At 54.6% G+C, this 13,016-nt stretch carries 10 protein-coding genes; 8 read left to right on the forward strand and 2 right to left on the reverse strand.

Annotation, left to right across the window (positions count from 1 at the left end):
* Positions 1–39: 39 nt before the first annotated feature.
* Positions 40–474 carry a hypothetical protein gene (locus DAQ1742_RS11740; RefSeq protein WP_035341410.1) on the reverse strand — a complete coding sequence of 145 codons (435 nt, stop codon included), beginning with the start codon at positions 472–474 and terminating at the stop codon, positions 40–42.
* Positions 475–733: 259 nt separating this feature from the next.
* Here DAQ1742_RS11740 and rstA point away from each other — a divergent pair, with 259 nt between their 5' ends.
* The 5 genes from rstA (at position 734) to DAQ1742_RS11760 (ending at position 4,805) form a co-directional block, all read left to right on the forward strand.
* Complete coding sequence (gene rstA, locus DAQ1742_RS11745; protein ID WP_035341407.1) at positions 734–1,477, forward strand: two-component system response regulator RstA; 744 nt, start codon at positions 734–736, stop codon at positions 1,475–1,477.
* Entirely contained in the window at positions 1,474–2,829 is a 1,356-nt protein-coding gene (gene rstB, locus DAQ1742_RS11750; RefSeq protein WP_180706128.1) for a two-component system sensor histidine kinase RstB, read from the forward strand. Before rstA ends, rstB begins: the two co-directional genes overlap by 4 nt.
* A gap of 3 nt (positions 2,830–2,832) precedes the next feature.
* Positions 2,833–3,612, forward strand: a complete 780-nt coding sequence (gene asr / locus DAQ1742_RS11755) for an acid resistance repetitive basic protein Asr (RefSeq protein WP_232046467.1) — start codon at positions 2,833–2,835, stop codon at positions 3,610–3,612.
* A gap of 126 nt (positions 3,613–3,738) precedes the next feature.
* Positions 3,739–3,819 (forward strand): small membrane protein YdgU, encoded by an 81-nt coding sequence (gene ydgU, locus DAQ1742_RS20965; RefSeq protein ID WP_456298327.1) that lies wholly within the window; start codon positions 3,739–3,741, stop codon positions 3,817–3,819.
* Between the two features lie 161 nt (positions 3,820–3,980).
* A complete protein-coding gene (locus DAQ1742_RS11760; protein ID WP_035341401.1) occupies positions 3,981–4,805 on the forward strand; it encodes a trypsin-like serine peptidase in 825 nt (274 codons plus the stop codon).
* Positions 4,806–4,888: 83 nt separating this feature from the next.
* Here the strand turns inward: DAQ1742_RS11760 and hrpA are convergent, their stop codons facing one another.
* On the reverse strand, positions 4,889–8,776 hold the full coding sequence (hrpA, locus tag DAQ1742_RS11765; RefSeq protein WP_071604070.1) for an ATP-dependent RNA helicase HrpA: 3,888 nt from the start codon (positions 8,774–8,776) through the stop codon (positions 4,889–4,891).
* Positions 8,777–9,113: 337 nt separating this feature from the next.
* Between hrpA and DAQ1742_RS11770 the strand changes: the two genes are divergently transcribed.
* The 3 genes from DAQ1742_RS11770 to DAQ1742_RS11780 all read left to right on the forward strand — a co-directional run bounded on the left by DAQ1742_RS11770 (position 9,114) and on the right by DAQ1742_RS11780 (position 12,946).
* Positions 9,114–9,719 carry an FMN-dependent NADH-azoreductase gene (locus DAQ1742_RS11770; RefSeq protein ID WP_035341398.1) on the forward strand — a complete coding sequence of 202 codons (606 nt, stop codon included), beginning with the start codon at positions 9,114–9,116 and terminating at the stop codon, positions 9,717–9,719.
* Between the two features lie 477 nt (positions 9,720–10,196).
* Entirely contained in the window at positions 10,197–11,750 is a 1,554-nt protein-coding gene (locus tag DAQ1742_RS11775) for a methyl-accepting chemotaxis protein (protein WP_035341396.1), read from the forward strand.
* Positions 11,751–11,953: 203 nt separating this feature from the next.
* Positions 11,954–12,946: a 2-hydroxyacid dehydrogenase gene (locus DAQ1742_RS11780; RefSeq protein ID WP_035341393.1), complete on the forward strand. Its 993-nt coding sequence runs from the start codon at positions 11,954–11,956 to the stop codon at positions 12,944–12,946.
* The last annotated feature ends 70 nt before the right edge of the window (positions 12,947–13,016 follow it).

Below are 13,016 nucleotides of genomic sequence, written 5' to 3' on the forward strand. Positions count from 1 at the left end.
TGCTGATGGGATGAGTTATCGTCAGCACACATGCCGGTATTAACCGCCATGTGACTCGTGAGCAAAAGCCGGGGTCTGGCGTACAGACAGGTACTCCGCCTGTTGCGTTAATGCCAGAGTATAATCTCGACAGGCCGTATCGATAGCCTGTAATTGCTCGCCAGAGAGCGCATAAGGCAGCCGGATATCCAGTTCGGTTACACCCTGCTGCTGCGCCAGTGCTATCAGGCGCGAAAGATTGGTTTCATCACTGGCCTGGGTAGACAGCACCTGCATTGCCAGCTCATGCAGTTTATCATTGCGGGTCGCCTGCTGGTGCACAGCGGATTTTGTGACCATGCCGAAAACAGGCAATACCCCGTACAGCGCATCCGTAAAACGCCAGCGTTTACGGCACAATGCGCCAAGGTAGGCGGTATAGTCGATACATATCCTTTCCACGGAGCCCGCAGGCCCGTAGTGAGCCTCTTCCATCCTTTATCTCCTTTGCGTCAAACCATGTGGTGTTACGCCATTTCATCTTAACCATTACAACGTAAAAAGGATTATTAAGGTATAGTGTCACCGATAATTGTAGAGCGATCCGGCGAAAGCAACGACTTTTCTGCTGGCAATGCGATCCAGCGCACCTTGCGTCAGAGCCTTTATACCGTGTGGATGCTTTAATCATGGTTTAGCCGCCATGCGCTAATATCTGCTGATGTGTCAGGCAGTCTGTTTTGAGTGGAATGTCATGTATAGAGTTGTTTTTGTTGAAGATGATCCAGAAGTAGGCAAACTTATCGCCGCGTATCTGGGTAAACATGATATTGACGTACGCATTGAGCCACGCGGTGACAACGCGCTGGCGTTCATCGACCAACAACAACCGGATCTGGTGTTGCTGGACATCATGCTGCCCGGTAAAGACGGTATGACGCTCTGCCGTGAACTGCGCCCCCGCTTCAATGGCCCGATCGTGCTGCTGACGTCCCTCGATAGCGATATGAACCATATTTTATCGCTGGAGATGGGCGCAGATGACTATATTCTGAAAACCACGCCACCCGCCGTGTTACTGGCCCGCCTGCGGTTGCATTTTCGCCAGTACGCGAACACGCCCCAGCCAGCAGCAGAAAAGCATGAACCGGTACAAACCCAGATGCAGGTGCACAAATCACTGCATTTTGGCTTGCTATGTATCGACCCGGTTAACCGCGATGTCACGCTGGCTGATGAAAATATCGCCCTGTCTACTTCGGATTTTGATTTGCTCTGGCTACTGGCAACGCACGCCGGGCAAATTATGGATCGGGAAGCGTTGCTAAAAGCCCTGCGAGGCGTCAGCTACGACGGGATGGATCGCAGTATTGATGTGGCGATTTCCCGGCTGCGCAAAAAATTGCACGACAACGCCCTGGAGCCAGTGCGTATCAAAACCGTACGCAACAAGGGATATCTGTTTGCCCCCAATGCCTGGGAGACACGCACACCATGAAAAAACTGTTCGTACAGTTCTTTCTGTTGTTGTTTGCAAGCTTTCTGGTCATGACGCTGATGGTCGGGCTAGTGTACAAAGTTACCGCAGAGCGGGCCGGTCGTCAGTCAATGGATGACCTGATGAAAAGCTCGCTGTACCTGATTAATAACGAGCTGCGATCTATCCCGCCGCGCGAGTGGCACAAAACCATCAACCAGATGGATCTTAACCTCTCTTTTAAGCTGCACATCGAACCCATCAGCAAGTACCACCTGAGTAATCAGGCGCAGCAGCGGCTGATTCAGGGCGAAATTGTCGCGCTGGATGACGAGTACACCTTTATTCAGCGCATTCCCGCAAGCCACTATGTACTGGCCGTCGGGCCTATCCCGTATCTGTTCTTTTTGCACGAGATTCGACTGGTTAACTTGCTGTTTCTGGTGCTGATTGGCTTGTCACTGGCGCTGCCAGTGTTTTTATGGATGCGCCCGCACTGGCGAGCCATGCTGCAACTGGAGAGTGCCGCCCAGCGCCTCGGTGATGGCCATCTTGAAGAGCGCACCCATTTTGACAACACCTCCAGCCTGTTTCGCCTCGGGGTGGCATTCAATCGCATGGCGGATAATCTCAACCAATTAATCAGCAGTAAAAAACAGCTTATTGACAATATTGCCCATGAACTGCGCACGCCGCTGGTACGGTTACGCTACCGTCTGGCCATGAGTGATAACCTGAGCGATGACGAACAGGAAGCCATCAATCGGGATGTCGGGCAACTCGAAGCACTTATTGATGAACTGCTGACCTACGCTCGCCTTGACCGTCCGCAGGTGACGCTGCACCTCGATGCCATCGACCTGTCTCAGTGGCTGCAAAAACGGATTGACGACTTTCAACTGGTGCATGATGACAAACACATCGAGCTGGATGTCGCCAGTCATCACCATTTTGGTTACGTAGACCTGCGGCTGATGGAGCGCGTGCTGAATAATCTGGTTAATAACGGGCTGCGTTTTTGTCAGCAGCGCCTGCGCGTCGGGTTAACGCTGGATGAACGCACCGCTTGCCTGCAAGTCGAAGATGATGGCCCCGGCATCGCGCCGGAAGATCGTCAGGCGGTGTTCGAACCCTTCATCCGCCTCGCCGCCGGGATAGAAAACAGCAGCGGTGGTTGCGGGCTGGGGCTGGCAATTGTCTGCGCGATTGTCCGCGCTTACCACGGCACGATTTCGGTTGATAGCAGCCCGTTGGGCGGGGCGCGCTTTCAATTCTGCTGGCCGGTTATCGAGCAAAAACCGGCAGCCACGCTCACATCCGAGGGCGCTGTACAATCCGTTACACGCGGAAACCAAACACTCACAGATCGCTAGCTTATGTTCTCCTATGCTTCATTCATCGGGCCACCTAAAGGTTCGAAACCTAAACCGGATAATGAGGAATTTAAGATGAACAAGTTTTTAGTGATGATCGCAGGTGCGGCTCTGGGTCTGTCCTCTGTCGCTTTCGCAGCGGGTACGACTGCTCCGGCTGCTGCTCCTGCCGCAGCAACGACTGCTGCTGCTCCGGCTAAAGCTGACGAAGCGAAAAAACCGGTTAAAAAAGTAGAGAAGAAAAAGGCTGAACAAAAAGCTCAGGCAAAGAAAAAAGCTAAAAAAGCCAAAAAACCTGCCGCTCAGAAAGCGCAGGCCACCAAGAAAGTGAAAAAAGCTAAAAAACCTGCCGCCCAGAAAGCGCAGGCCACCAAGAAAGTGAAAAAAGCTAAAAAACCTGCCGCCCAGAAAGCGCAGGCCACCAAGAAAGTGAAAAAAGCTAAAAAACCGGCTGCCCAGAAAGCACAGGCCACCAAGAAAGTGAAAAAAGCTAAAAAACCTGCCGCCCAGAAAGCGCAGGCTACCAAGAAAGTGAAAAAAGCTAAAAAACCTGCCGCCCAGAAAGCGCAGGCTACCAAGAAAGTGAAAAAAGCTAAAAAACCGGCTGCCCAGAAAGCACAGGCCACCAAGAAAGTGAAAAAAGCTAAAAAACCTGCCGCCCAGAAAGCGCAGGCTACCAAGAAAGTGAAAAAAGCTAAAAAACCGGCTGCCCAGAAAGCGCAGGCTGCTAAAAAACACAAAAAAGTGAAAAAAGCGAAAAAAGCTGCTCCGACAGCCGCTTAATTCACCCGGTTTATCATCAATGGTCATGACTCAGCGGTAGCTCGAACGCGTTTCACTCTGCCGACATGACACTAGCGTTATCAAACACCCGGTTCGCCGGGTGTTTGTTTCATGGGGGACTGAATAATGCTGCGGCGTTACTCATTCGAAATAGTGCTGTCCTTCCTGCTCATCTGTGCGCTGGTCACAGTCGTGTTTTTCCTGTAACTGGATGCACGCACTGGCGCACCCAAACCGGGTCTTCAATTCATCAGACCAACACGAGCCTGACAAACCAGCCCTTTTCTTTGCCTGATTCAGGCAGGTTGCGTGAATACCGGATTGATGACTCAATATGCGGTATCTCATTTTTTAAAGGCTCGTTCTTCATGCGTATATCTGCCTGGCTGTTGTGCTCCTTAACCACGCTAACCCCTGCCGTCTGGGCCGACAGCGCCCCGTCGTCAACCATGACGGAACAAGAAAAACAGACCCTGTTTTTTAATCATGACGATCGTGACCCGGTGGCAGATACCACCCAATGGCCCTGGCAGGCAATCGGTCAACTGGAAACCACCAGCGGCAATCTGTGTACCGCAACATTGATTTCGCCCCACCTGGCACTCACCGCCGGTCACTGTCTTGTGACGCCGCCCGGTGTGCCGGATAAACCGGTTGCCCTGCGTTTTATGGCAACTGAACAGGGGTGGAAATATGAAACCAGCCACATCAGCGCACTGTCGAATAAAAAGCTCGGCAAAATGCTCAAAGCCGATGGCGAGGGCTGGATAGTGCCGCCCAAGGCCGCACCGTGGGATTTTGCCTTAATTCACCTCAAAGACACCCCGCCGGGCATTCGCCCCTTACCGCTTTGGCAGGGAACGCAGGATGAACTCAAAGCCGCACTGGCACAGGCAGAACAGCGCGTGACTCAGGCCGGCTATCCTGAAGATCACCAAGATGAGCTGTATCGTCATCAGAATTGCCTGATAACCGGCTGGGTAGATGAATCGGTATTGGCGCACCAGTGTGACACCTTACCCGGTGATAGCGGCTCGCCGCTGTTGCTGAAAACGGCCGGAAATTGGGTGCTCATTGGTGTGCAAAGCTCCGCCCCGGATGCCAGCGAGCGCAACGAAGACGACAACCGCGCTGTCGCAGTGAGCGCGATTTATCACTCGTTGGAAGCGATGTCGAAAGGTATCGGGCGGTAAATACCCGCCTGACATAGCACACTCTCACGAGGGCAGACCGCTACCGGCGCACGTCCGGCCGATAGCGGCAAACCGCCCGTGCATTACCCGTCAATCTGCTCCATAGCCTGCACGATACGTTTATCAGAGATGGGGTAAGGCGTACCCAGTTGCTGGGCAAAATAGCTCACTCGCAGTTCCTCTATCATCCAGCGGACGGCTTTCACCTCTTCCTCTTCACGCCGCTCCGGCGGTAACTTGCCTAACCACTGCTGCCAGGCTTGCTGCACCTGCCCGACTTTGAGCATCTGGGCGCGATCGCGGTGAACATCCTGTGCAAGCTTATCCAGCCGCCGCTCAATGGCGTGCAGGTAACGCAGCACATCCGGCAGACGTTGCCAGCCGTTATCCGTCACAAAACCGCGAAACACCAGCCCGTTCATCTGGCTTTTGATATCACCGAGAGCCAGCGCCAGCGCCATGTCCACCCGGCCTTTAAGACGTTTATTGATGGTAAACACCGCCGTCAGAATCTGTTCAACCTGACGGGCAATATCCACCACGGTTTCGTTAAGCTCAGCGCGCACCCGCTCATGCAACTGGCGAAAATCCGCTTCTTGCCAGGCCGGGCCACCGGCCTGCGCCATCAGTTTATCCACGCCACAGGCGATGCAGTCATCAATCAACTCCAGCACTTTGCCATACGGGTTAAAGTACAACCCCAGTTTGGCTTTGTTGGGCAGTTTTTCGTGCAGGTACTTGATCGGCGATGGAATGTTCAGCAGCAGCAAACGACGCTGACCACGCCACATCATTTGCTGTTGCTGATGCGGCGTATCAAACAGGCGAATGGCTACGCTGTCTTTCTCATCCACCAATGCCGGGTAGGCTTTTACCGAATAACCGCCGCGCTTTTGCTCATAGCACTCCGGCAGCGAGCCAAAACTCCAGATGTGCAAATCACGCTGTTCGATACCGTCATCCGCCACCGCTGACAGCGTTTGCTGCACCTTATCCTGTAATTGCTCTTTCAGCGCACGCAGGCTCTTCCCTTCGCGCAGCGCACGGTGCTTATCATCCACCACGCGGAAGGTCATCTTCAGATGATCCGGCACCTGATCCCACTGCCAGCTGTCGCGATCAACGCTCACGCCGGTCATCAGGCGCAATTCCCGCTCCAGCGCATCCAGCAGTGGTTTTTCCAGCGGCGTCACCCGCGCCAGACAGGCATCGGCATAGTTGGGAGCCGGGACAAAATTACGCCGCACCGGTTTGGGCAGTGATTTTATCAGCGCCACTATCAATGCGTTTCGCAGCCCCGGGATCTGCCACTCAAACCCCTCTTCTTTCACCTGATTGAGTACCGGCAGCGGAATATGCACCGTCACGCCATCGGCATCGGCTCCCGGCTCGAACTGGTAAGTCAGGCGCAAACGCAACTCCCCCTGCTGCCAGTAATTCGGGTAATCCAGCGCGCTGACCCGCTGTGCACCGTCTTTAATCAGCATGGTTTTTTCAAAATTGAGCTGGTCAGGGTTCGCTTGCGAGGCCTGCTTCCACCAGCTATCAAAGTGACGCCCGGACACCACATCCTGCCCAATACGTTGATCGTAAAACGCAAATAACGTGTCGTCATCGACCAAAATGTCACGACGGCGCGATTTGTTTTCCAGCTCTTCCACTTCCTGGCGCAGCGCCTGATTGGCGCGCAAAAACGCATGCCGGGTTTGCCAGTCACCTTCCACCAGCGCATGGCGGATAAACAGCTCGCGCGATACTACCGGGTCAATCGTGCCGTAGTTGACTTTACGCGCCGCCACAATCGGCAGGCCATACAGCGTCACTTTCTCCTGCGCCATCACCGCCGCCTGCGCTTTCTCCCAGTGCGGCTCACTGTAACTGCGCTTCACCAGATGCTGGGCCAGCGGCTCCACCCACTCCGGTTCAATGCGCGCGGCAATGCGCCCCCACAAGCGGCTGGTTTCCACCAGTTCGGCCACCATCGCCCACTTGGGCGGTTTTTTGAATAAGCCGGAGCCGGGGAACAGGGCAAAACGGGTATTGCGCGCACCGCTAAACTCCTGCTTTTCGACATCTTTTTGTCCGATGTGTGATAACAGCCCGGTCAGCAGTGCGCAGTGCAAACTGCGGTAATCCGCCGGTTCACTGTTCACCGGGAAACCGAGCTCTTTTACCACCTGACGCAACTGGGTGTAGATATCCTGCCATTCGCGCACCCGTAGATAATTCAGGTACTCGGTGCGGCACAGTTTGCGAAACTGACCGGAAGAGAGCGCTTTTTGCTGCGCTTGCAGGTAATCCCACAGATTAACGAAAGCCTGAAAATCCGACTCTTTATCGGCAAAGCGACGGTGCTTTTCTTCCGCGGCCTGCTTTTTCTCTGCCGGGCGCTCGCGCGGGTCTTGAATCGACAGCGCAGCGGTAATGATCATCGCTTCACGCACACAACTGGTCTGGCGGGCTTCCAGCACCATACGTGCCAGACGCGGGTCGATGGGCAATTGTGCCAGTTGCCGCCCCTGCGGCGTCAGCCGGTACGGGCCATCCTCGCGGGTTTCAAGCGCACCAAGCTCTTCGAGCAGGCGAACGCCATCAAGAATGTTGCGCTTATCCGGCGCTTCAACAAAGGGAAAGGCGTCAATATCGCCAAGGCCCAGCGCTGTCATCTGCAAAATGACCGACGCCAGGTTGGTGCGCAGAATTTCCGGGTCAGTAAAGGCCGGGCGCGAGAGAAAATCCTGCTCGGAGTACAGGCGAATACAGATACCCGCCGCGACACGCCCGCAGCGCCCTTTACGCTGATTGGCCGAGGCTTGTGATATCGGCTCGATAGGCAGGCGCTGTACCTTGGTGCGATAGCTGTAACGGCTGATGCGCGCCGTGCCGGGGTCTATCACATAACGAATACCCGGCACCGTCAGCGAGGTTTCCGCCACGTTGGTCGCCAGCACAATGCGCCGCCCGTGGTGGGAGTGAAACACCCGGTTTTGCTCCTGACTGGAGAGCCGCGCATAGAGCGGTAATACCTCGGTGTGAGGCAGGTCGAGCTTATTGAGCGCATCTGCCGTGTCACGAATTTCACGCTCACCGCTCATAAACACCAGAATGTCGCCCGGCCCTTCGTGGCAGAGTTCATCCACGGCATCCAAAATGGCCTGCAACTGGTCACGATCGCTGTCTTGCGCCTCATCAACCACCGGGCGATAGCGCACCTCTACCGGATAGGTTCGCCCGGAAACTTCAATCACAGGAGCCTGATTGAAATGACGGGAAAAACGCTGCGGATCAATGGTGGCCGAGGTGATGATAACTTTGAGATCCGGGCGTTTTGGCAACAGTTGCCGTAAGTAACCGAGAATAAAATCAATATTGAGGCTGCGTTCATGGGCCTCATCGATGATAAGTGTGTCGTACTGCATCAACAGCCGGTCTTGCTGGATTTCCGCCAGCAAAATACCGTCGGTCATCAGCTTGACCAGCGTCGTCTCGCTGACCTGATCGTTAAAACGCACCTTATACCCCACCGTGCTACCGGTCGAGGTTTCCAGCTCTGCGGCAATGCGATCGGCCACGCTGCGGGCCGCCAGCCGCCGCGGCTGGGTGTGGCCTATCAACCCGGTGACACCTCGCCCCAGTTCCAGACACATTTTCGGCAACTGGGTAGTTTTACCTGATCCGGTTTCACCGGCGACGATCACCACCTGATGGTCACGTATTGCCGCCAGAATCTCCTCACGCTTTTGGCTGACCGGCAATGACTCCGGGTAATGGATCGCAGGCCGTGATGCCTGGCGCTGCGCCACATAGGCGCGGGCTCGCGCTATCTCCTGGCTGATTTCTTGCGCGATTGCCGCTTGTGCCTGGGGGTTGCCCACTTTCATCGCCCCCTGTAAACGGCGGCGCAAACGCTGGCGGTCGCGCAGCATCAGGGCATTCAGTTCGGGTTCTAACGCATGAAGAGGTGATGTCACGGTGCAATTCCTTAACTCGTCTGGCAACAGGCACGTTACCCGCCCTGATGGGGCTGCGGGTATCGCAGTCGGTGCCGGTTGCTTATCGATATCGCAAATAACGCGACACCCAGAACCAACACGGCACCGGAAAACGGCGCAAATTCTGCGGCGGGCATGGTATCACACTGCTGGCACAGGCTATAAGCGCCGTCCCCATTTCCATGACCGATTCTATCATTCAATAAAATCGAACAAAGAACTCGAAATATTGCACTATCGTGTTGTCATTAACGCGCTTATGATGCATTCATCCGGCGACAGTCGTCGCTTTGTCACACTTAACAAGGAATTGGCAATGAGCAAAGTTCTCGTTCTGAAATCAAGTATTCTGGCAGGTTATTCCCAGTCTAATCAGTTGGCCGATCACTTTACCGCTGCCTGGCAGGCGGCTAACGCTGCCGATACCATTACGGTACGTGACCTGGCCGCTAATCCGCTGCCGGTGCTGGATGGCGAACTGGTTGGCATGCTGCGCCCGTCTGACGCTGCGCTAACGCCGCGTCAGCAAGAAGCGAAGGCGCTGTCTGACGAGCTGATTGCCGAATTGCAGGCTCATGACGTGGTTGTACTGGCCGCACCGATGTACAACTTCAACATCCCGACTCAGTTGAAAAACTACTTCGACCTGATCGCGCGTGCGGGCGTCACCTTCCGCTACACAGAACAGGGCCCGGAAGGCCTGGTGAAAGGCAAACGCGCTATCGTACTGACCAGCCGTGGCGGGATCCATAAAGATACCCCAAGCGATATCCTGGCTCCTTACCTGCGTCTGTTCCTGGGCTTTATCGGTATCAGCGACGTAGAATTTGTGTTCGCTGAAGGCCTTGCCTATGGCCCGGAAATGGCGCAGAAAGCGCTGGCGGGAGCCAAGGAATCGATCTCAGGTCTGGCTTCAGCCTAATCGCGCCTTGCTGATCACATTCCGGCCGTACCCCTTGGGTGCGGCCGAATTGTTTTTCGCAGGATAACCGCGCAACACCAACCCGTTCGGCCTTCCCCGTTTAATATTCCAGTCGCACGTCTCAAATAGCACACCTCAGCAACCGTGCGCTCTCTTCAATACTCGTGATGTTTGAAACAAGATTTTTCTGCCGCCGCGTTGCCATTCAGTGCGCAATTTAATAAATATTGCACACCTGTTCACCATTCAGTTCACATTCCACCGCAAAACCCGTACATACCAATTACCTGATTGTGATAAAATTTTTACATAAATACAGCATTGCGTGATGCACGATGACCGGCAAACACGGTGCCATTGTTATGCCAGGCATTACACATCGCCAGATAACGCTGTGATTCACAACCATCAGATTTGGTTGATTATTCAAACAATACGAACCTGCTCTCCCCTTCAATATCGCAAAAGGGATACGTCATGCGTAAAAATTATCCTGTCAGTCAACGTCAGTATTCGCTGGATGCCAGAACCAAACTGATGTCGGTAACGACACCTGACAGTCACATCACCTACGCCAATACCGATTTCATCACCGTCAGCGGCTATGAGCCGGAAGAGTTGATGAATCAGCCACACAATATTATCCGTCACCCGGATATGCCGCCGTCAGCCTTTGCCGATATGTGGAATACGCTAAAAGCGGGCAAGATCTGGTGTGGCGTGGTGAAGAACCGTCGCAAAAATGGCGACCATTACTGGGTACGCTCCAGCACCACGCCTCTTAAGCGCGAGGGCAAACTGATAGGCTATATGTCGGTGCGCACCGCCGCCACGGCCGATGAAATCGACCAGGCGCAGGCGCTGTACGATAAAGTCAACACAGGCCAGCTCAGGCACCAGGCTTTTCACCACGGCCTGCTGGTGTATACCGGGCCGCTAAAATGGCTCAGCATGTTCAAAACCATGGCGTTACGCTGGCGCATCCGCAGTTACTTCGGGCTGTTAGGATTACTGCCGCTGGCCATTGCCTTTGCTTTGTTGCCTAAATCCGCACTGGTCTGGAGCCTGTTTGCCACTCTGATGGCCTGTGCTGGCCTGCTGTGTGAGCTATTGGTACTGCATGTGGCTAAACCGACAGAGCAGGTTTTGGCACAAGCAATGCGTTCCGCCTCAGGTCAGGCCAACAGTTTGGCCGCGCTGAATCGAGCCGATGAAATCGGCATGCTGATGCGCGCCGTTAATCAGTCCGGCATGAATTTCCGAACCTTTGTTGATGATGTCAATATCAATCTGCAAGAGCTGAAAGGGGCCTGCGGTGAAATTGCCCAGGGGAACCACATTCTGGCCGAGTGTTGTGAAAAAACCGAAGAGAGCCTGCAACAGACGGCCGCGTCCGTCGAACAACTCAATGCCACCATTAAAACGAATGCCGATGCCTCCCTGCGTGCCTCGCAATATGCCGAGGATGTGAATCAGGTGGTGAATGTCGGTGAGCAGGCGGTCAGCGAGGTGGCCAGCACCATGGAAGCCATCACCCGGGCCAGTGAGCGCATCACCGATATCATTAGTGTGCTGGATAATTTATCCTTCCAGACCAACATCCTGGCGATTAATGCGGCGGTGGAAGCCGCACATGCCGGTGAACAGGGGAAAAGCTTTGCGGTGGTGGCAAGCGAGGTGCGCTCGCTGGCGCAACGTAGCGCCGCCTCAGCCAAAGACATTGCCGGGCTTATCGACAACACGCTGGCCAGCATTCGCACCGGCGATCAGCAAGTTTCACACACCAACCGCTCGATGAACAATATTCTGGTGAAAGTGCAGGAAGTGACGCATCTGATGAACGATATCAGCCAGGCCACCAAAGAGCAGTCGCAGGGGTTGCAGCAGATTAACGACGCCGTTACCCGTATCGATGAGTTGACTCACCAAAATACCGCGCTGGCCAGCCAGTCGCACTCAGCCACCGATCATCTGCAACAACAGATAGCCACGATGGCGCAGGCGGTCTCGGTGTTTAGCGCATCCCGATAACCCGCCACTGACAGCCCGGCTTCTCTTGCCGCCGCCGGGCTGTCAGCCATGCTTCTGTCGCAAGTTTTTCGCTATCAATGCGCCTATTTTCTGATGATTTACGCTAACAGTTTGTCTGCTTAGGGTTTTCTGCTAGCTTAATCGGGCTGCGCGTTTTTGCCGTGATGGCAAGCGTGGCTGACCATACCTGTGGAGAAACAATCATGAAGCTGGCAATTTACAGTACCAAACAGTATGACCGCAAATACCTTGAGCAGGTAAACCAACAGTTCGGCTACGAGCTGGAGTTTTTTGATTTCATGCTCAGCCCGCGCACCGTCAAGATGGCAGCAGGGTGTGATGCTGTCTGTATCTTTGTGAACGATGACGCCGGACGCGACGTGCTCACCGAACTGGCAAACAACGGCATCAAGATACTGGCCTTGCGCTGTGCTGGCTTTAATAACGTTGACCTGGACGCCGCCCGCGAGCTGGGTATTCAGGTGGTGCGGGTTCCGGCTTACTCGCCTGAGGCAGTGGCGGAACACGCCGTTGGCATGATGATGAGCCTGAACCGGCGCATCCACCGTGCCTATCAGCGCACCCGCGACGCCAATTTCTCTCTCGAGGGATTGATTGGTTTTAACATGTACCAGCGCACCGCCGGGGTGATCGGCACCGGTAAAATCGGTATCGCTACGCTGCGCATCCTCAAAGGATTTGGCATGAAACTGCTGGCACATGATCCCTACCCGAACCCGCAAGCGCTTGAATTGGGTGCGCAATATGTTGACCTCAATACGCTGTATGCCGCTGCCGATGTCATTTCCCTGCACTGCCCGCTGACGCCGGAAAACCACCATCTGCTCAACCGGGAGGCATTCGGGCGCATGAAAAACGGCGTAATGATCGTCAATACCAGCCGCGGTGGCCTGATTGATTCGCAGGCGGCCATCGATGCACTCAAGCAGCAAAAGATTGGTTCACTGGGGATGGATGTTTACGAAAACGAGCGCGATCTGTTCTTTAGCGATAAATCTAACGACGTGATCCAGGATGACGTTTTCCGCCGTTTATCTGCCTGCCACAATGTGCTGTTTACCGGCCATCAGGCCTTTTTGACCGAAGAGGCGCTGACCAGCATTTCACACACGACGTTGCAAAATATCCGTCAACTGATGGCAGGCGAAACCTGCCCTAATCAGGTCACCGGGTAACGGGCGTTGGCGGTGGCCTGTTGCCACCGCTAAACGGTTATTCACCACGCACCACTAGGCACGTTGCTGG

It is taken from the genome of Dickeya aquatica, from assembly GCF_900095885.1.
GTDB classification, from domain to species: domain Bacteria; phylum Pseudomonadota; class Gammaproteobacteria; order Enterobacterales; family Enterobacteriaceae; genus Dickeya; species Dickeya aquatica.

What these genes read in the sequence shown, in the direction of transcription:
- DAQ1742_RS11775 (WP_035341396.1), top strand. Translation starts at nt 10,197, where the DNA reads ATGCGTAAAAATTATCCTGTCAGTCAACGTCAGTATTCGCTGGATGCC.
- asr (WP_232046467.1), top strand. Translation starts at nt 2,833, where the DNA reads ATGTTCTCCTATGCTTCATTCATCGGGCCACCTAAAGGTTCGAAACCT.
- rstA (WP_035341407.1), top strand. Translation starts at nt 734, where the DNA reads ATGTATAGAGTTGTTTTTGTTGAAGATGATCCAGAAGTAGGCAAACTT.
- DAQ1742_RS11740 (WP_035341410.1), bottom strand. Translation starts at nt 474, where the DNA reads ATGGAAGAGGCTCACTACGGGCCTGCGGGCTCCGTGGAAAGGATATGT.
- DAQ1742_RS11770 (WP_035341398.1), top strand. Translation starts at nt 9,114, where the DNA reads ATGAGCAAAGTTCTCGTTCTGAAATCAAGTATTCTGGCAGGTTATTCC.
- rstB (WP_180706128.1), top strand. Translation starts at nt 1,474, where the DNA reads ATGAAAAAACTGTTCGTACAGTTCTTTCTGTTGTTGTTTGCAAGCTTT.
- ydgU (WP_456298327.1), top strand. Translation starts at nt 3,739, where the DNA reads ATGCTGCGGCGTTACTCATTCGAAATAGTGCTGTCCTTCCTGCTCATC.
- DAQ1742_RS11780 (WP_035341393.1), top strand. Translation starts at nt 11,954, where the DNA reads ATGAAGCTGGCAATTTACAGTACCAAACAGTATGACCGCAAATACCTT.
- DAQ1742_RS11760 (WP_035341401.1), top strand. Translation starts at nt 3,981, where the DNA reads ATGCGTATATCTGCCTGGCTGTTGTGCTCCTTAACCACGCTAACCCCT.